Here is a 17,526-nt window from a genome sequence, read left to right on the forward strand (position 1 = left end):
CTTCCTCCCTTTCCTCCCTTTTTCAAACCACCTGCGTTCCGTCAAACAATCGTATCAGCCGGTGCGTTTTTTTGGCCATTGCGTCGTCGTGGGTTACCATGACGATGGTGGCGCCGCCTTCGTTCAGTTTTTGCAGGATATTCAGGATCTCGTTGCCCATTACACTGTCAAGGTTACCGGTCGGTTCGTCGGCCAGGATGATCTCTGGTTTCCCTACGATGGCGCGGGCAATGGCTACGCGCTGTTTCTGTCCGCCTGAGAGTTGTTTTGGGAAATGCTTCATTCTGTTGCTTAACCCTACTTTTTCCAATGCTTCCTGCGCCAGTTCTTTTCTCTCTTTCGCAGAACTGTTACGGTACAAAAGGGGTATTTCCACATTATCGATCACCGACAGGTCATTGATCAAATGGAAGCTCTGGAAAATGAAGCCAAGTTTTTGATTTCGTAAATGCGCCAGATTTTTATCGGTGTACTGTTCAACCCGGCTGCCATCGATTTCGATGTAACCCTTCGAAGGCGCGTCGAGCAGGCCCATGATATTGAGCAGCGTACTTTTCCCGCAACCCGAAGGCCCCATGATCGACACAAATTCTCCCTTTTTTACATTCAGGTTAATATTATTCAGCGCCAGCGTCTCAATAGAACTGGTCCGGTAAACTTTTTCAACATTTTCGAGTCTGATCATGGCGGGGTTTAATTTTGAATGATTGAATGATTGAATGAGTGAATGAGTGAATGAGTGAATGAGTGATGCTGAAATCCCCCGCAAAAGTCCCTTCAGGGATTTAGGGTATTGCGCAAAGCCTAGTAACTTATTTTTTTATTTTGTTCAAAATCATATAAAGTCAACAATCTTAGACTGTAATAGGACTGCCAGTAATCTCTCAGCGCAAGGATATAGTCCCTTTTTGCAATATCTTTTTCCTGGGTCGCTATTCCCAGATCGGTTACGCTCAGGTCGCTGAGGATGAATCTCTCTTTTGCAATCTGGTACCTTTCTGCGGCAATTTCGTCGGCTAACTTCGTCAACTTTACCTGCTTCTGGAGCATTTGCAAAAGAGTTACCTGCGTGAATATCTCCTGCTCGAAAGTCAGCTTCTCCTGCTCAACCGATTGCTGCGCGAATTCCTGATTGGCGCGTGCCACTTCCGTTCTAGCTTTGTTGCGGCCCCACGTCATGATCGGCAGTACCAGCTGTAATTCCACAAATTCACGATCCTGCGGACTCACGTAAATCTCCCCTGGCCTGCTACCCTGATTTGAAAGTCCAAAAGTCGCATTCAGCGAAGCATTCAGCCCATTATCTTTCCTGGCCGACTGCACATCCCTTTCCGCCTCCAAAATCTTCCTCCGAAATCCGATCGCGGCCGAACGGTTGGCAAAAGCTTCATCCAATGCAAGTCGCGTGTCAATATCAAACTCCTTCGCTTCCAGCGGGATACCCAGTTCCAGATCCCGCTCATCCCTCGACCCCATGTACAATTTGAGTTTCAGAGAAGCCACCGCAGCCGATTGCTGTGCCGACGCCAGGTCCTTTTGAGCTGTCAGCAAACCCATTTGCAATTGCAGCAGGTCATTTTGAGAAATTTTACCAAGTTCCAGCTTGTGCTGCGCGAACTTATACAAAGTATCATTGTTGCTCCGGTTCTTCTCGGCGATCTGCAAATTCACCTGCGCCACCAGCAACTCAAAATAATAGCCGGTAGCATCCAGTGCAACCTGTTCCAGCGACTGGATAAATTGCTGGTTACCTTCCTGGTATTTCAAAGGCTGGATCTTCCGGTCCCATTTCAAAGGATTGAATTGAAAAAGCGGCTGCTTAAACCCTACTTCGAAAGGGATACCATTGTAACGCGTCGTTTTCCTTGCAAAATCATCAAAGCGCTGCATTTGCTGCTGCACATAAATCGTCCCGCCGGTTGCTGCAATATTCTGGCTGAGCGACAATCCCAATATCCCGTTGTTATAAGAAACCGGCTGAAAAAGTATAGTACCGTCGGGCTGGACAACTTCTACAAAACTCCTTGTAAACCCCGGAATAGTCCCGCTCAATGCGAGCTGCGGCTTGTAATCTGCCAGGAACGAACGGTATTGCCAGTAATTCGTCTTTTTCTGTGTAGTAGCCTGTTTAGAAGCGATAGAATGCTGGCGCGACAGTTGCACCACCTCAGGCAAAGTCAGCTGCTGGACTTGCGCGCGGGCGTTTTGGAACAGAAAAAAGATCAGAACAAAGGAGAGGTTTTTCATCGTAGGTTATTGAATGTTGAGCTCTTCCAAATGTTCATAATCATTCAAATCCGTCATAATCACCTTTTCGCCTACTTTCAAGCCACTTTTTATTTCTACAAAATCAAAATTTGAAAGTCCGAGCTCGACGGCCCTTCTCCGGGCCACGCCGTTTTCCAGTACAAAAACATATTGTTTTCTTTTTCCTGTAAATGCAGGCCCGTTTGCAATGCGGAGCGTTTTCGCACTTTTATTCGTCACCACATACACTTCCACCTTCATATTGGGCCGCAGCGATTCGTTTTTCGCATTGTCCAGTTGAATTGTAAACCCGATCACGCCATTTTTTACGGAAGGTTTCACCTGTGTGATCAGGCCGCGCATTTCGGTTTCATTGATCTTGATAATAACCGGCAGCCCCGACTTAACCTGATCCGCATATACGTCTGAACAACTTCCTTCCACCCGGAAACTACCGAGGTCAGCAACCTTCGCCAGCATCTCCCCTTCATTGACGGAAGAACCAATATTCTCATTCACCCACGTCAGCACACCTTTGCGATCGGCGACGATATCGGCCATTTTCAGCTTATGCTGCAATTCTTTCAGGTTTTTCCCTTCTATCTGCGCTCCCAATTCGGTTTCGCGCAGGCTGGCGCCCATCGATTCACGGTTGTATTTCAGATCATTTTCCAGCTGCTGCTTTTCCAGCTCGGCAATTTTCAATGCATTTTCAGCCCTGGTAATATCCTCCGCAGTGCCGCCGCCGACCTTCTGCAAACGTTTCGCATCTTCGTGATCCGCCCGCAGCTTATTGATATTGAGTGATTTAATGCGATCGTTGATCTCTGCATCATATAGATCTTTGTTCAACTTCATTTTCAGCTGGTCAATGCTGTTTCGTTTCAGTTCAAGCTGATCCTGATAGCGTTCAAACTCAATTTCTGTCAGCGATTTATCCAACTCTACAATCGGCTGGCCGGGCTGAACGCGGGTACCTGGCGTGATCAGAATGCGCTTAATGCTCGCGCGGATCGGGCTGGTAAAAATCTGTTCGTAGGCTGGAATCACCTCACCGGACGCAGTAAGTGTATTTTCAACATCGCCCGTTTCTACCACCGAAGTCCTGATCCGTGCGCTCTCCAAAGTGCTGGAAAGTGATTTTCTAAAAAAGTAAAAAATAACACCCACTGCACCGACGATGGCTATAATGATCAGCCACCGCCGGTTTCTTGATGTTTTCAGATACTCAGGGGCAACTTCCCGATCCATTGGAGGTAATTGATTTGATTCGAATTCATGGCTAATATGCCTATAAGTATTCGAAATCTGTGCCAATTACCAACTACCTGTTTTTCAGTATTTTAGTTAAATTCTAAAAACAAAAAACCGTGCGGTAGCGCACGGTTTGTGTGATTTGGAACAGCTGCATTCAGATCAGGTTTTGAGCTTCTTCTTTTTTGCAGCCGGGAAAAGAATGTTATTTAAAATCAGCCGGTATCCTGCCGAATTAGGATGCAGGTTCAGGTCGGTCGGTTCCTCTCCTACCCTGTGCTGGTAATCTTCCGGATCGTGCCCGCCATAGAATGTAAAAAAGCCTTTTCCGTGCGTACTATGAATATATCTCGCTTCTTTCGCAGGTTTATTTTCAGCCAGAATAATCACTTCCGGTTTGATCAGCCTGTTTTTGAATGCAGTAGTTTGTCCCAGAAAACCTTTGATCAGAGTCTTGTGATTTTGGGTCAGCATACTTGGTACCGGGTCCCATTTAGCCGAAAACTGGAATAGTGAGAAAAAGTCGTTCGATTCCAGCAACCCGCGTTCGTCAGGCTGGTTATCAATATCCGAAAACTCGATTTCGTAAGGATAAGGAATGGTTTTGAAATCCTTAAATGCGAATGTATTGTCGTAGTTCAATTTGCTGTTTGCAGTCGGATCGGCCGGCGTTCCGTCGTACATCGCGTCAACAATATCTATCCCTTCGGCAGCCAGCGTAATATCAAAAGTGTCGGTCGCATTGCACATAGCGAACATATATCCGCCCCCGCTCACAAATTCCGCGATTTTTTTGGCGACAGCCTGCTTCATTTGAGGCACATTCGCAAACTGGAATTTATTAGCAGTTTCCTCAGCTTCCTTCTTTTGCTCGCGGTACCAGGGAAAATCTTTGTATTGATAGAATTTTCCGAATTGCCCCGTAAAATCTTCATGGTGCAAATGGAGCCAATCGTATTCGGGAAGCTTCGTACTCAGCACTTCTTCATCATAAATCACGTCATACGGAATTTCAGCATAGGTAAGCACCAGCGTCACCGCGTCGTCCCACGGCAATTTTGATTTAGGCGAATAAACGGCCACTTTCGGTGCTTTCTGCAATTTTACTGCATCCATATTCACATCCGGCGCGCTGATCTGGTTCAGTATCTGCCCCGCCTGACCTTCTGAAATCACTTCGAAACTGACGCCACGAACAGTCATTTCTGATGCAAATTGCTGCGTATAGTTAACCATAAAACTGCCGCCGCGATAATTGAGCAGCCAGTCCATTTCCATTTCAAAAGTTTTGAGGATCCAGAAAGATATTCCGTAAGCCTTTAAATGATTCTTCTGACTGTCATCCATCGGTATCAGGATCCGGTTGGACATCCCTTTGAAGGAGATTGCCATAAAAATGATAAGCGGGACAATCAGGCGTATCACTGGTTTGATTCTTTCAGGTTTCATGCGCAGTTTTACATATTATAATGATTAAATATAGAAATAATATCATTAACGAGCACCAGCTGTTATACTTATGAATATTCGCGAAAATGTGGACGAAGGTCTCCGGTCGATCCAAAGTAATCTGCTGCGTACGGTGCTCACAGCGCTTATCATTGCAATCGGGATTACTTCTCTGGTGGGTATTCTCACAGCTATCGAAGGCATTCAAAGTTCGGTAAACAGCAGTTTCGCCGATCTCGGCGCGAATACATTCACGGTCCGCAACAGGTATGACGATGATTATTTCAGTCGTGGCCGGCGGAGCAAAAAGTATCCTGCGATCAATTACCGCGAAGCCAGAAGTTTTGCCGAAACATTCCGGAGCACTTATGCGGATGCGAAAGTGTCACTTTCTGCGGATATCGCAGGCGCAGTCCAGGTGAATTATCAATCCAAAAAAACAAACCCGAACAGCAGCGTAGTCGGTTCCGACGACCAGTATCTTGGGATAAAGGGCTACAAGATCGATCAGGGAAGGAATATCGATAAAAACGACATGGAAAAGTCGCTGAATGTGGCGGTACTGGGCCAGGAAGTTGCGCGAAAACTTTTCGAACGGGCGGATCCGATCAACAAAGAGATCACATTCATGGGCAGCCGGTATAAAGTGATCGGCGTTTTACAAAAGAAAGGCTCGCTTGGCGGCGACAATGATTCGGACAGGATCATTGTTATTCCGCTCGAAAACGGCCGCGGTCTCGCTGCAAATCAATCACTTACTTACAATACGACGGCTTCGGCACCTACCATGGCAGATGGTGACCTGGTGGTGGAAGAAGCGCGTGGCATTATGCGCCGTCTCCGCCACGATCCGCTGGGCAAAGAAGACTCCTTTGAGATCGACCGCGCCGACGCGATGGCCAAGGATTTCGAGGAAGTTTCGGGTTATCTGCGTTTAGGCGGGTTCGGAATCGGGATCATCACGTTGCTAGGCGCGTCAATTGCTTTAATGAATATCATGCTCGTGTCCGTCACCGAGCGTACTCGCGAGATCGGCATCAGAAAATCGCTTGGGGCCACACCCAGCGTGATCCGTTTTCAGTTTTTAATCGAGGCGATCGTGGTCTGTATCCTGGGCGGAATCGGCGGACTTTTTCTGGGTATTATTATCGGAAATATCATTTCAACCTCTATCAGTACCGACAGCACTTTCGTGGTTCCGTGGCTCTGGATGGCAATGGGCATCGCGGTCTGCGTGTTTGTGGGCGTTATCTCAGGAATTTACCCGGCCATAAAAGCATCGCGCCTGGATCCGATCGAAGCATTGCGCTATGAATAAGGCTATTAGGTTTTGGGTAAAATAAAAAGATATATTTAGCAACACTTTTTTGCGTGCTGGACTTGCTAAATCTGTTTTTTCGTCTACTTTTGCACTCCCAACAAGTAAGGTAATGCCCAGATGGCGGAATCGGTAGACGCGTTGGTCTCAAACACCAATGAGGTTACACTCGTGCCGGTTCGACTCCGGCTCTGGGTACTACGAAAGAGCATAATAGATTGTTTTTCAATCACTTATGCTCTTTTTATTTTTATATGTTACGCATCTCGTTACGCATACCTGCACTTTTCTTCTTTGTGACCTAAATCTCGACCACCATGGGATTACATATCAGCTTGACTTTCAAGAACGAATTGGTGTTCACCAAAAGCACCACTCATAACAACAGGCACAAAGCCCAGGAGGTTGGCTTGTACGAATTGCTTTGGTATGGCAATGAACATGGCTTTTCGAAGGCCTCACAATTGATCGAGCCTTTAAGCCAAGGAATTGAAACTTTGCTTACCGAGCCAGACAAATTCCAAAGCATGGATTCTCCAAATGGCTGGGGCTTGTATGAATATTTTCTTCCCTATTTGCAAGATCTGCTAAGAGCGTGCAAGGAATATCCGGATGCGGAATTCACTAGTGAAAGGTGATTATATGGTTCACCTGAATTCGGTTTATAATTTGCCGATCCATTTGCGGGTTACTTGATTGCCCAATAATAATTTCTGGGGGTTCTGACATCATGATTAATGTCATTTATTCCTAGCCTAACTTTATCCCCTTCCATCATCCAGCCATAGTAGCTAAATACCTTCTCGCTTTCGTTACCTAGAATTATCCCTCGCACACCTATTCCCATCCCCCGCACTTGCATCTCGATAGAGTCTACTTGTGCGCTAGTAATAAGCTTTGTGTCCGCACTCTCATCCTTGATAAATTCAAACTGCGTTTTACTAGGGATCAAGTCTTGACCCAAAATTTTCCCCAACCTTTCAATGTGAGCTTCGACAACAGGATCAGGGGTGGGTTTCTTACACGAGATTGTCGCAGCTAATGCAATGATTAGAAATGGTAAGCATCGTGACATAAAAAAGCATGTTATTAAATTTCCCAAAGATACTTCAAGGAGATTGACGCCTCTTGTTTAATTTTTCAGTTGCCACTGAATTTATTAGGTGAAGTGCACCGCGTCCAGTATTCTACAATAAATCCGAGTGTTTCTTTGATTTCATTAAAATTAGACGACTTCACGAAAAACCTTTGCGCAGAACAGCTATATGCATCAATCACTACTTGATGTGTCAGCGCAGTAGTAAAGTATAAGTACGAAACGCATTTAAGATTCAGCGAAGCATCTTCTTTGAGCCTTCTCCTCAACTCTAATCCGTCCAGCCTTGGCAGATTTATGTCGGATAAGATTATAAAGGGAGGTCTTATATTACCATTTTGGTATTTCAGCGCGTCCAATCCATCCCGGAAGTAGACTGTGTTGTTCGAATCCGCTAGCTATTCAAAAGCCTGCTCTAACAGAAGGCGAAGCCTTTCTGAATCTCCAATCTGGAATAATATTCATAACTTGGTATACACCCCTTACCAATCACTGTCTTGGACGAATCGTTGAGAGCGAAAGCAGAGTCGGCGATTGAGAAATCGAAGCAGTCAATATTACGATGTAAGGAGATTATGGCGGAACAGGAAGAATTACGTAAAAAAGCCCGTGATCTAATCGACAGGGTTTATGAGATACGTAACAAAGTTATGAACGATGATGATAGTTGAAGCCGGGACAATGATCCCGGCTTTTTTATTGTCTTACCTCGGGACAGGGGAAGCCCCTCTGAATCTGGCATGCATTTTGTTAAGTGGCGAGCTCACAAAAACTTACTCCGCTATGAACATCTACACAAAGCCTTCCAATGCTGATCAATATGAAGCGATTGCTCAAATAGCAAGAGAGAGAATGGACGTCTTAGAAGAACGTAATTTAACCTTCCACAATAAAGCCAAGGAGCTCAACGAGCGCATCCTGAAAATTGCAAGGATGATCGAAGAGATTCAAGAATAGCCAAAATGGCTTCACGTCTACCGGTTCCCTGTTTTGTTGCAAGCCGTATATGGTTGCCATTTGTTTAATACAATGGCAGATTAATAGGCTGTATTTTCTCCATCGTTCCGTCACGCAGTACATATTGATAGTACCCATCCAGGTTTCTGATTTGATATCCTTCATCCCCAAATCTATCAATTTGCCTGCGTTCAAATTGCTGCTTTCTGATGCGTAATGCTATAAATTCGGACAGGTCAAGCTTTTCATTTGGCAATTTATCTGAATAGACGTTTTGCAGCTCATGAATATTTTGTAGCCCAATCCATTCATTCATCGTTTTGCTAAATTTTGCTTTAAAAAGCACTGCATTGTCACATGCACGCAAAACTTCATATCCGGTATGGGTTCTTTCGAATTGAAATTCAGTTAGGTCCGAATAGTCCACATGGGGATTAGACCTCGTCAGCTCTTCATACAGCTTGCCGGGACCTTCCTTCCAGGCCGGGCTTTCTTGCCATCTCTCGATACTAATGAGCTTGGTAGCGCCGACAACGAATTGTTTTTGCTCGCTTAACTTAGGATACCCAAACTGCGATGGTTCAAAGTTAATTGGCCAGGCATATTCATTGGTCGCGATATCCACTTCAAATTGTTTACCATGCTCAATCTCTTTGACCGCAATTTTCGTCCCAGCTACTGATATTACCTCCCAAATTGAAGAATAGCTTTTACTTTCCTTATAGATGGTCGTTATGGAAACGATGTTGCCTGGACGGAGAGAACTGAATTTAGTCGACCCAAATCGGTCTCGATCTACTTTTGAAGCAACTTGTTTGTTCATAATCGTTGTATTTAGGACAGGCTTGAAATAATTAATTTATCCAGCTCGTCTTTCATTTCTGGAAAATAATCTTCGTAGATGTTTTGTAATTCATGAACATACTGAATACCGAAGTAGATATTCTCCTCTGGTACATATCGCTGTTCGGCCAACTTTGCCTTAGTTTCTCGATCAATAACCTCGAATCCCCTTTTGTTATATGTGACTGTATTCGGCGGCTCGTCTTCGTAATTTGTAACTTCAAAATTACTTATGTCAATAAGTATTAAATCATTGTTGTGAAATAGTTTCAGGCGATCATGTGGCTCAATTCCCAGACGGGACGGTTCCAAGTTAATCGAAAGAAAATCGGATTCTTTTTTAGGATTAATAAAGTATTGTTTTCCGTTTTTGACATCTTCTAATACTAATGTTGGTTTTCCCGTGTACATGTGAACTGTCCTCAACAGAGCAAGGTTTCCGCTCAATAAAAAGAAATTCCCCTCCCTAAAATCGCTGTAGCGTGTCCATCCAAGTTTCTGTTCTATGTCCACTTCCATCATCACTTACGGTTAATTATGTCGTATAAAACCTGATTATCAGTATAATATGTCTTCGAAGTTCCAACCTTACCTTTCAATATTTCATATCCATCCGGAGCGTACTTTTTCGAAGAATTATGAATGAATCGGTGATCGTAGTTCTCCATCTCGAAAACCTTGTCGTTCAATTTAAGCTTTTCAAGCCCATCGGTAGCTTCTTTGGTGACCGATTTAATTGATTCGAACAAATCTTTCACCTTCCCTGCCGGGATAGCATTCGCGTCCGAGAATGGTGAAATTTTGCTATGCCAGAGGATCTCGTCTGCGTATGCATTTCCTATGCCACGCATTACTTTTTGATCAAGAATTAACTCTTTAATTTTCTTTGAGCGTTTTGCCAAGATGCCTTTAAGATAATCAAGGGAAAACTCTTCACTCATAATATCTGGCACATCTGGGATTTCAGGATTGAGGATCGGCTTTGCCTGCCCCATTCCATCGGCGACAGCTATACCAGCTTCGTTCTCGAAAATCAGCCTGAAAATCGGGTACTTAATCTCCTCATCGGTGGGGAGTAGATGCATCCGGCCGGTGAGCATCATGTGTATGCCAAGCACATTCCCATTATCAAACTGCAAATGCAGCTCTTTCCCGTTTCGCGTGACGCTTTGAAGCTTTCCGCCTGGGATTTTAGCATCAAACTCTTCCTGGCTGGCTTTGACCCTCTTTTTCCAAAGGATCTCGATTGATTCGACTCTCTGACCTTTAAAGTGTTTTTGCAGGGTCAGCCCTACAAGGTTCAATTCAGGTACTTCTGGCATATTTCTAGGATAAGGTTAGGTGCTGTGCTAAGCTTTAATTTAAATATTTGCATTTTTATTTTTTCAACCGGTCAATTGCTTTATTTAATGGACACTCACGTCGCAGAGATTATTGATTTTGAGATTCAGCAATTGGATGCTGACGGCCTGCAACCAACGATCAGCGGCGCGGCATTGTCCGCTGTTCTCAAATTACAGATCGGCGCCAAGTTTTACAGGTTCGGCGGCAGAAATCTTTTTGCCTCAGTACCCAATGCAGAGACTCTTGACTTTACTGGATTTTTCATTCTTCGATGCATGCAGGTCCTCCGTGTTTCCAAATCATCTGCGATGGTAGGTGAAATAATAAAAGTATGTGTGGACGGCGACAAAGTTGTTGGTATTACCTCACTAGGATTTGACGACTTCTTTTATCCTGTTGAAGAGTTCGAAAATCTTGCAAACGGTGAAAATGATGAAGATTAAGTCAAAACAATGAAATTTGAGGGGAATAAGACCCGGGCAATCCTGTGCCGGCCAGCTGAGGATAGTTCACTGGATATGGATCCTCTCCTGTAAACTGGAACTTCTGGTTAATCGAAAATGCCTCCATCTTTTCCTCGGAAAATTGGAAGGTGGCAAGCTCAGTCATTCGCTCCGGCTGCACATCTGTCATCATCCATTCCCATGCTAATTCGTCAGGAAGAAGCGTCGGCATCCGCTTTTTCGAATTGTGAATTAGAGCCGTTAATGGATTTGCTTCGGTAGTGATAATTGAAAGTGTATCCATTGTTTCACCGGTTTCCTGATCAGTCCAGGGATTCCAAATCCCAGCCATAAAGAAATACTCCTTCCCTTTTACTTTGATCGCAAAAGGGTATTTGTCAGGTGTTTTGAGCAGCTCCCCGGTCCGCTTATTTGTCCGGTATACATGATGCCATTCATAGTATTGATTCGAAATTATTAAGCACCGTCTACTTAGCGCCGCTTCACTGTAAATCTTAGGCTTTTTTGTTTTTGGATTTATCAAAATCAGCTCCTCTCCACGGGCATTTTCCGTATCATATCCGGTTTGATGTGTCCCATCGTCCTTTTTATATCCATTTTCGAACCGCTTCACCATTTCCATATTTTTAAGCTCGCTCGGGATAAAACCCCAGCGCATAGTTGTGATCTCGAAATCGCTTCGATCTTGGTTTGGCTTCAACACAACCATGGGTGGGGAATCAGGGCCAAGCACAGTTGGCCGCTTCAATTCAGTGATACCCGCAATGGATTTTTCGAGCTCCATTAAGGTGATATATTCCGTTCGGGTTACCTTTTGACCGTTGTAGTAGCACATAATTTAAAGACTTTTAAAGTACTCAACTATTTTAGCCCCAATCGAAAGCGCCTCCTTTTGCCTGCCCTCCGGAATTGACATCCAAACTTTACTACCATCGAATACCGTTGACCTGCTAATCATCAGGTTTTTTCTACCATCTGGAAAGACTACCTCAAAAACCTTCCGCTCAATCATCGTGTGGATTTTGATTTTCAGCTGCATGCCCTCGAATTCTATCTCGAAATCATCTGGAAGAATAATCATACTTCATGATTTTCTGCCCAATGTATAAAATTTATCAAATACCCTTCCGGTACTCCTTGGGATTTTTGATCACCTTGATATCCTTGATATTGGTTGGGTGGTAAATGCCCTGATAAAAGTGGAGTATATGTTCAGTTTCGCCTTCTGCAGGCTTGTAAGTCTTCAAAACATTCTGTTGCCCGCGACGCAGTGGTATGATGTCTGTGATAATATATAGCCCCGGCGGTACTACGAAGATTTCCTCCTCAATCGTCGGTATCTGATGATCAATGAAGCGCTTCATAATACCTTTGTCGAGCGGCACTTTAAAAAATTCAAATCCTCCTTCAATGACAGCGCCAATATGTTTTTTAATAAAATCAACCTTTTCGCTTTTGCGGTGTTCACTCCCGACTCTTACCTGGCGCAATATCATTCTTTTTGAATATGGGTTCTCACCAGACAAAAGCCTTGCTGGAAATGTTGCGCATTCGACAAGGGTATCAGGCTCTATAAATACCACGTCGGTAATCCTTAAATATCCCCGTTCATCTGATTCCCAGTGTGCCATCTCATCTCATCCATTTTACGCAAGTGTCGATCTCCCACTTGTCAGTGTATTTAAACCTGACGACGTAGGCCGCCCCGTCAATGGCAGACAAGTAGCATGGCCCGTAGAATTTGCTATGGACTGGTGTAATTTGATTCAAATATTCCAGAGCTCCGGAGAGCAAAAATTGCTGAACATCTAGCTTTTTCATGTTGATGATATTTAAGGTACCAGTATCTTGGTTTCAAAAGTATCAATTCGGTAGCTAGGAAATCAAGGTTGTGCTGATATTTTTTTTAACCGTTGTTTTGAAGGTTTCAAGTTATCGTTGGGCACAGATATTGTTTCCTTCCTAGTGCACAAACCTTTACAACAACATGGATCGTAATTCAGAACTAAACCAAGCTTACCAGGATTGGAAACTGGCCTTCGAAGAAGATTTTCAACCGATTAGTGAGCCCGATAAAGTATGGGTGGTGCTCTCGGGATTAAACTCGGACCTGCCGCAAGCCGCATTTAGCAGAAAGGAATACGCTGACCTATTGTCGGGTTTTCTCGACACAGAAGCAGAACCTATCGAAGTGCCAAAAACAGAGGCAGGGTTGGAAATTGACAAATATGTAGAGCCTCTCAGCGATGGGATGCGTCCCTTTCAGATGACGATAACTCAAGACGGTGAAATTGTGCATGTTTTAGGACCGGATGACGCCTTAGTTACCATTGAAGAGCCGCAGTTGATTAATGTTCACAGCGATGATCCAGACGCAGGGGAACTGGTTTGTGATGGCAATATTCAGCTGCTGAAAGGCACCTTTTGGGGTTGGGATGAGCATGAGGCACTAAGAACAGCATTGGCGCTTTTCAAGACCGCTCGAACTAACTACTAAAATGTCGGCTAATGGAACGAGCTAGTGGTCAATAACAGAGAAGGACCTTGTGATCCTTTCATTATTGAGATCGCTTCAATACCTAAATATTGACCGGTTAGTAAGAAATCATCCATCTGGATTATTCTGCTTTCGCTATTATTTAAAGAATCGGTACCTTGAAGATGTACTCCAACCACTCTCTTTGCAATGTCAAAATTTTCGCAGGCTCTAATTGCCGGTGTGATCTTGGTTATCGCCTCCTATGTGTTGTACTATTTTATCCATAAGGGAAAAGAAAATCCCATTGCTGGCAATTCCAGCTTAACTGAACTCCCTCCTGATTCTTCCGCGTATGCTGGGAGTGGCTCGCTTGGTTTCGAGCAATACGGTTCCGGGTATAACACAATTACCGCCACCGCATGTGAACAATGCATGGAATTCGACATCAGTAATCGCAAAAAGGAATTATTAGTAACGCCTGCGCCGAGTGCGTTATACGAATCCGAGCAAATCACTAATACTTTTACTTTGAGAGAAAAACTAGGCTTAGCCGCTTCAGCAAGTTTTAAATACGGAAGCTTTAAGACAGATGGCTCTTATTCGTATTATGATTCCAAAGGCGTTTCGCAGTACAGTAGTTATGTATTCATACGCGAAACGATCGTCACGGACAAAGTATCATTAGTTGAAAAAAAAATGAAGGGCAAGTATAAGGCAATGGCAAAAAAAAACTTCCCTGATTTTGTTGCTCATTGCGGCAATAGTTTTATCCAAGGCGCAACAATGGGAGGAAGGTTGACGGTCATAGTGCAGATATCTTCATCAACGTTTGAAGAGTTCAAGCAAAACCAGGCTACGCTGAATGCGTCGGCAAATGGCATGTTTGTGAAGGGAAAGCTATCAAGCAGCCTTGATCAAGTATTCAGTACACTTAAATCATTCAGCAATATTAAGCTGAGCCTAATTAGAGAAGGCGGAGTTGAGGAAATTCCAACGATAGATTCCCTACAAAGTTATTCTCTCGCATTTGTGAAGTATGTCAGAGCGCACCCTACCGTGATTGAAACGAAAAGGGAAAATTATATCAGTATTCTCGGGAATGATGCGATTGCAAAATTTAATCGCCTAAATAATCTTACGTATGCCTTACAAAGCTTGACACCAACGATGGATCGGTGTATGGAGAATCGTTGGAACCTTCTATATATCCGCAATAATTTGGATCAATTTCCCCGATCTACTGAAGACGATTGGCCGAATCTCTGGGACGCCAATGAAAATCAAATAGCCTATCTAAATCAGGTGGCGGACTCGTTATCTTCAATTTATGTTTCGGAGCCAACGTTAAGACTACCGAAAATTCCAAAGCCCGTCAAAGTATCTCTAACGCGTGTCAACGCAAAACCATCAAATGAAGAGGCTCCGATATTTGATACAGGCTGGAAGGACTATGACGTCTCAAAAATGGGAGACCAAGTTGTAGGGACTATTCCACCTGGGGTCCGAGGTGCGAGAGTACTTATAAGTGGAGGAATATCACTTTCAAATTCAGAGCAATGCTTTGATTTCTTGGGTACAGCCGGAGTCCTGTTTCTTCGCGTTAATGTGATCGTTCGAGATAAGTCCACGGGGGTATTATTATATCAAACTATTGCAGGCGCCCAAAGTGTCGACCTTCCTTATAGTAATGCTCAAGTCTTTGTTGCTGCGAGCTTTTATAATAGAAATCCTTTTCATCATTTGAACAATACACAACCGATCATGAGGCAAGTTTCGATGCCTATAGATAGAATTAGGAAGTGCAGTGACGCAAGCAAATTATTGAAGTCCGCAGTATCGAGTTGGTAGCATCAAAGCCGAGTTGCGACCGAAGCAGTTCAATTTACCGTTAATTTCTAAGAGGTAATATAAAGCAACTTATGTTTTGAGTCACGGGAAACATCATGTTCATTGTCCTTTGAAACTTTGACTGTCATATTGAGGGCAGATTTAGAGGAAGATGGTCGAGGTATGAATCAGCTTTTTTTGAGGATAGACTCTTCAATCATTCGCGTGATAAAAAGGACTTTACTCCGAAGAGTAAAGTCCAAAATAGACTAGTGAATTGTGAGCGGCTACAATCGTAAGTATCAAGCTTTCCACTCCGGTACTACTCGCTTTTGACGCATTTTATCATATACCCGAACAAATCGTGTAGATGAATGTCCAAACATCCGCGCTTCTGCCTCGAAAAACATAGCACCGAGGTAAGGCTCCGTATTGTACGGGGCCTTACTACTCCTTCCACTCCGCAAAGATCCTCCTATGCGCTACCTGTCCGTAAACCTTCACGAATTTGGTCGAGGTATGTCCAAGCATTTTAGCGACCGATTCTTCACTCATTCGCCTATCATTGATTGACATATCAGTGAACGTCTTCCGGGCCACCTTATTAGTAAGGTGCTTTTTTGTCCCGATCATGACAGCAATAAGCTTCAAATTTAGATTTGTGGTTTTACCGGTTCTCCTGGTCATTGCCTCAACGCTTCCATACTTGTCAATCAGTTTCGAAGCAACAGAGTGAAGCGGAACCATAGCAACCTGCCCCGTCTTTTCACGCTGGTATTCAATAAATTTGGTGCCCTGAATTACAGTAATGTTTGCAGAGGTAAGATTGTTGAAATCACCGATATGAAGCCCAGTGTAGCACATAAATAAAAAAGCATCGACCGTCTCTTGCAAAGGCTTAGACCACACTGTTTCTTGAAGCTTGCCGATCTCATCCATTGACAAACATGTGAGATCTAGTTTCCTTTCCCAATCAAACCTCAGCCCCCGAAGAGGATTGTTTTCGATGATGCCATGCCCGATCGCTGTATCGAAAAACCCTCTCAGTCTTTCGAGCGACTTATTACAATAGTCTTGGGAGCGCTCATTTCTTAACCAATCCCAAAATGCTTTGCCATCAGTTTGATTTACATCTGCCACATAACGAATTTTGCTTTGTGACGTGAATTGTAGGAACGTTCGCTCGTAGGCTTGGAGAGTACGGATCGAGCGCCCCCTGCGCTTTAAATCCCCTAGGTGCAGCAGCATGAGATCATAAAGTGTAACTCTTTTGTTGAAATCTAAATCATTGTTAAAGTAATGTTCAATTAGTGTTTTAGGTGTCGGAAACTTGCCCCGCTTCTTAAACTCCTCGAACACACGTTCCAGGCCAGCTTTAATTGCCACCAACTTTAAAGTTTCTTCTTCATTGCCCAGAATTGTCTGCGACTCAACATCCCATTGGCTCTTTTTAATGCTGATTCCCGTCGACTGCGGAGCAGACTTCTCGCCATTTATTCGGACAACAAACTGGACAGTATGTCGGTAGGAATTTTTGACCCTTGCCGCCCTCAGGCGAAATGAGATGCCCAAAACCTTATCCAATTTCACCTGTCTATTTAACCGCGCCATATCCGATTCGGACATTTCTTGCAGGTCCTGAATTCTGTCTCGTTTTTTCAGCTTTTCCAGCTTTTCTTTGATTGAATCCATGCGTTCTTCGTAGAGGGCAATCCTGCGTAGAGAGTTGACAGGCTTCTCTTGGCGTAAGGTTTCGAGCTCGGCATAAAGCCGGCGCTCTTTCTCGCTTATTTTCGGCGGCTCCACTACCATTTTAGTCTTCGCTACATAGGCGTTTATTAATTGCCCTGGCAAGACAGTACCGTGGTTCCATAGTTCACGGTAGATGTCGCCATATTGTTTGAGGATATTGACTAGCTTGACATTTTGATCCTCCGCATCTTCGCCTATAAATCTTCGAAGTTTAGGATCCCATTGAGATTTCTTGGTCTGGAAAGGGAGTTTGAGTGAGGCGGTGGTTCCTTTTATTGTGATGTATGATGTGACTGTACTTTCACCGAAATTAAGTCTGACCTTCAATCCACTTGGCAGTATTACTAGTGGCTGTATTTTGTGTCCCACTGAGGGGAATACTGCGCCAACGAATGTCGCTTTTGGCACGATTGGTGATATTTCTTTTGTATGCATTGTAATAAGAATATTGAAGTTGAGGATTTCAGCCCCACCGATTAATAGCGGGGCCTTGTAA

At 44.0% G+C, this 17,526-nt stretch carries 19 protein-coding genes and 1 tRNA gene; 7 read left to right on the top strand and 13 right to left on the bottom strand.

The features are described from left to right. Nucleotides 1-22: 22 nt before the first annotated feature. From KOD92_RS03170 to KOD92_RS03185, 4 genes are all read right to left on the bottom strand, one after another. Entirely contained in the window at nucleotides 23-685 is a 663-nt protein-coding gene (locus KOD92_RS03170; RefSeq protein WP_215232059.1) for an ABC transporter ATP-binding protein, read from the bottom strand. Between the two features lie 119 nt (nucleotides 686-804). Next, on the bottom strand, nucleotides 805-2,247 hold the full coding sequence (locus KOD92_RS03175; protein ID WP_215232060.1) for a TolC family protein: 1,443 nt from the start codon (nucleotides 2,245-2,247) through the stop codon (nucleotides 805-807). Nucleotides 2,248-2,253: 6 nt separating this feature from the next. Beyond that, complete coding sequence (locus tag KOD92_RS03180; protein WP_215232061.1) at nucleotides 2,254-3,498, bottom strand: efflux RND transporter periplasmic adaptor subunit; 1,245 nt, start codon at nucleotides 3,496-3,498, stop codon at nucleotides 2,254-2,256. A 165-nt stretch (nucleotides 3,499-3,663) separates the two neighbouring features. Beyond that, nucleotides 3,664-4,950: an asparagine synthetase B gene (locus KOD92_RS03185; RefSeq protein ID WP_229254498.1), complete on the bottom strand. Its 1,287-nt coding sequence runs from the start codon at nucleotides 4,948-4,950 to the stop codon at nucleotides 3,664-3,666. 70 nt (nucleotides 4,951-5,020) lie between these two features. On the opposite strand from KOD92_RS03185, the gene KOD92_RS03190 reads away from it, so the two are divergent. The 3 genes from KOD92_RS03190 (at nucleotide 5,021) to KOD92_RS03200 (ending at nucleotide 6,906) form a co-directional block, all read left to right on the top strand. Further along, on the top strand, nucleotides 5,021-6,268 hold the full coding sequence (locus tag KOD92_RS03190; protein ID WP_215232062.1) for an ABC transporter permease: 1,248 nt from the start codon (nucleotides 5,021-5,023) through the stop codon (nucleotides 6,266-6,268). Nucleotides 6,269-6,382: 114 nt separating this feature from the next. Beyond that, nucleotides 6,383-6,466, top strand: a tRNA-Leu gene (locus KOD92_RS03195). A 119-nt stretch (nucleotides 6,467-6,585) separates the two neighbouring features. After that, nucleotides 6,586-6,906 (top strand): hypothetical protein, encoded by a 321-nt coding sequence (locus KOD92_RS03200; protein ID WP_215232063.1) that lies wholly within the window; start codon nucleotides 6,586-6,588, stop codon nucleotides 6,904-6,906. A 50-nt stretch (nucleotides 6,907-6,956) separates the two neighbouring features. Here KOD92_RS03200 and KOD92_RS03205 read toward each other — a convergent pair whose 3' ends face one another. Together KOD92_RS03205 and KOD92_RS27645 are read right to left on the bottom strand one after the other, a co-directional pair. After that, nucleotides 6,957-7,343 (bottom strand): hypothetical protein, encoded by a 387-nt coding sequence (locus KOD92_RS03205; protein ID WP_215232064.1) that lies wholly within the window; start codon nucleotides 7,341-7,343, stop codon nucleotides 6,957-6,959. A 65-nt stretch (nucleotides 7,344-7,408) separates the two neighbouring features. Then, nucleotides 7,409-7,723: a response regulator gene (locus tag KOD92_RS27645; RefSeq protein WP_215232065.1), complete on the bottom strand. Its 315-nt coding sequence runs from the start codon at nucleotides 7,721-7,723 to the stop codon at nucleotides 7,409-7,411. A 298-nt stretch (nucleotides 7,724-8,021) separates the two neighbouring features. Here KOD92_RS27645 and KOD92_RS03215 point away from each other — a divergent pair, with 298 nt between their 5' ends. Beyond that, on the top strand, nucleotides 8,022-8,321 hold the full coding sequence (locus KOD92_RS03215; protein WP_215232066.1) for a hypothetical protein: 300 nt from the start codon (nucleotides 8,022-8,024) through the stop codon (nucleotides 8,319-8,321). Nucleotides 8,322-8,385: 64 nt separating this feature from the next. On the opposite strand, the gene KOD92_RS03220 is transcribed toward KOD92_RS03215, so the two are convergent. From KOD92_RS03220 to KOD92_RS03230, 3 genes are read right to left on the bottom strand one after another with little or no spacing between them, the layout of a single operon-like run. Continuing rightward, nucleotides 8,386-9,144, bottom strand: a complete 759-nt coding sequence (locus KOD92_RS03220) for a hypothetical protein (protein ID WP_215232067.1) — start codon at nucleotides 9,142-9,144, stop codon at nucleotides 8,386-8,388. A gap of 11 nt (nucleotides 9,145-9,155) precedes the next feature. Then, on the bottom strand, nucleotides 9,156-9,686 hold the full coding sequence (locus KOD92_RS03225; RefSeq protein ID WP_215232068.1) for a hypothetical protein: 531 nt from the start codon (nucleotides 9,684-9,686) through the stop codon (nucleotides 9,156-9,158). After that, the gene (locus KOD92_RS03230; RefSeq protein WP_215232069.1) at nucleotides 9,686-10,486 is read right to left on the bottom strand and encodes a DNA-formamidopyrimidine glycosylase family protein; all 801 of its coding nucleotides are present in this window, start codon (nucleotides 10,484-10,486) and stop codon (nucleotides 9,686-9,688) included. Before KOD92_RS03230 ends, KOD92_RS03225 begins: the two co-directional genes overlap by 1 nt. Nucleotides 10,487-10,573: 87 nt before the next feature. On the opposite strand from KOD92_RS03230, the gene KOD92_RS03235 reads away from it, so the two are divergent. Then, nucleotides 10,574-10,951 carry a hypothetical protein gene (locus KOD92_RS03235; protein WP_215232070.1) on the top strand — a complete coding sequence of 126 codons (378 nt, stop codon included), beginning with the start codon at nucleotides 10,574-10,576 and terminating at the stop codon, nucleotides 10,949-10,951. Between the two features lies 1 nt (nucleotide 10,952). On the opposite strand, the gene KOD92_RS03240 is transcribed toward KOD92_RS03235, so the two are convergent. From KOD92_RS03240 to KOD92_RS03250, 3 genes are read right to left on the bottom strand one after another with little or no spacing between them, the layout of a single operon-like run. Continuing rightward, nucleotides 10,953-11,756, bottom strand: a complete 804-nt coding sequence (locus KOD92_RS03240) for an SOS response-associated peptidase (RefSeq protein WP_215232071.1) — start codon at nucleotides 11,754-11,756, stop codon at nucleotides 10,953-10,955. A 54-nt stretch (nucleotides 11,757-11,810) separates the two neighbouring features. After that, nucleotides 11,811-12,053, bottom strand: coding sequence for a hypothetical protein (locus tag KOD92_RS03245; protein WP_215232072.1), 243 nt, complete (start codon nucleotides 12,051-12,053; stop codon nucleotides 11,811-11,813). A 34-nt stretch (nucleotides 12,054-12,087) separates the two neighbouring features. Beyond that, nucleotides 12,088-12,603, bottom strand: a complete 516-nt coding sequence (locus KOD92_RS03250) for a hypothetical protein (RefSeq protein ID WP_215232073.1) — start codon at nucleotides 12,601-12,603, stop codon at nucleotides 12,088-12,090. Between the two features lie 356 nt (nucleotides 12,604-12,959). On the opposite strand from KOD92_RS03250, the gene KOD92_RS03255 reads away from it, so the two are divergent. Then, entirely contained in the window at nucleotides 12,960-13,469 is a 510-nt protein-coding gene (locus tag KOD92_RS03255; protein ID WP_215232074.1) for a hypothetical protein, read from the top strand. 189 nt (nucleotides 13,470-13,658) lie between these two features. Then, nucleotides 13,659-15,299, top strand: coding sequence for an MAC/perforin domain-containing protein (locus KOD92_RS03260; RefSeq protein WP_215232075.1), 1,641 nt, complete (start codon nucleotides 13,659-13,661; stop codon nucleotides 15,297-15,299). 426 nt (nucleotides 15,300-15,725) lie between these two features. Here the strand turns inward: KOD92_RS03260 and KOD92_RS03265 are convergent, their stop codons facing one another. Next, entirely contained in the window at nucleotides 15,726-17,465 is a 1,740-nt protein-coding gene (locus tag KOD92_RS03265) for a phage integrase SAM-like domain-containing protein (protein ID WP_215232076.1), read from the bottom strand. Between the last annotated feature and the right edge of the window lie 61 nt (nucleotides 17,466-17,526).

Origin of the sequence: Dyadobacter linearis, assembly GCF_907165045.1 — a bacterium.
Lineage (GTDB): Bacteria > Bacteroidota > Bacteroidia > Cytophagales > Spirosomataceae > Dyadobacter > Dyadobacter linearis.

Excerpts from the sequence above, each read along its gene's own strand:
- KOD92_RS03175 (WP_215232060.1), bottom strand. The coding sequence starts at position 2,247 with ATGAAAAACCTCTCCTTTGTTCTGATCTTTTTTCTGTTCCAAAACGCC.
- KOD92_RS03225 (WP_215232068.1), bottom strand. The coding sequence starts at position 9,686 with ATGATGGAAGTGGACATAGAACAGAAACTTGGATGGACACGCTACAGC.
- KOD92_RS03260 (WP_215232075.1), top strand. The coding sequence starts at position 13,659 with ATGTCAAAATTTTCGCAGGCTCTAATTGCCGGTGTGATCTTGGTTATC.
- KOD92_RS03235 (WP_215232070.1), top strand. The coding sequence starts at position 10,574 with ATGGACACTCACGTCGCAGAGATTATTGATTTTGAGATTCAGCAATTG.
- KOD92_RS03190 (WP_215232062.1), top strand. The coding sequence starts at position 5,021 with ATGAATATTCGCGAAAATGTGGACGAAGGTCTCCGGTCGATCCAAAGT.
- KOD92_RS03265 (WP_215232076.1), bottom strand. The coding sequence starts at position 17,465 with ATGCATACAAAAGAAATATCACCAATCGTGCCAAAAGCGACATTCGTT.
- KOD92_RS03170 (WP_215232059.1), bottom strand. The coding sequence starts at position 685 with ATGATCAGACTCGAAAATGTTGAAAAAGTTTACCGGACCAGTTCTATT.
- KOD92_RS03240 (WP_215232071.1), bottom strand. The coding sequence starts at position 11,756 with ATGGAGCTCGAAAAATCCATTGCGGGTATCACTGAATTGAAGCGGCCA.
- KOD92_RS03255 (WP_215232074.1), top strand. The coding sequence starts at position 12,960 with ATGGATCGTAATTCAGAACTAAACCAAGCTTACCAGGATTGGAAACTG.
- KOD92_RS03245 (WP_215232072.1), bottom strand. The coding sequence starts at position 12,053 with ATGATTATTCTTCCAGATGATTTCGAGATAGAATTCGAGGGCATGCAG.
- KOD92_RS03230 (WP_215232069.1), bottom strand. The coding sequence starts at position 10,486 with ATGCCAGAAGTACCTGAATTGAACCTTGTAGGGCTGACCCTGCAAAAA.
- KOD92_RS03220 (WP_215232067.1), bottom strand. The coding sequence starts at position 9,144 with ATGAACAAACAAGTTGCTTCAAAAGTAGATCGAGACCGATTTGGGTCG.
- KOD92_RS03200 (WP_215232063.1), top strand. The coding sequence starts at position 6,586 with ATGGGATTACATATCAGCTTGACTTTCAAGAACGAATTGGTGTTCACC.
- KOD92_RS03205 (WP_215232064.1), bottom strand. The coding sequence starts at position 7,343 with ATGTCACGATGCTTACCATTTCTAATCATTGCATTAGCTGCGACAATC.
- KOD92_RS03250 (WP_215232073.1), bottom strand. The coding sequence starts at position 12,603 with ATGGCACACTGGGAATCAGATGAACGGGGATATTTAAGGATTACCGAC.
- KOD92_RS03185 (WP_229254498.1), bottom strand. The coding sequence starts at position 4,950 with ATGAAACCTGAAAGAATCAAACCAGTGATACGCCTGATTGTCCCGCTT.
- KOD92_RS03215 (WP_215232066.1), top strand. The coding sequence starts at position 8,022 with ATGATGATAGTTGAAGCCGGGACAATGATCCCGGCTTTTTTATTGTCT.
- KOD92_RS03180 (WP_215232061.1), bottom strand. The coding sequence starts at position 3,498 with ATGGATCGGGAAGTTGCCCCTGAGTATCTGAAAACATCAAGAAACCGG.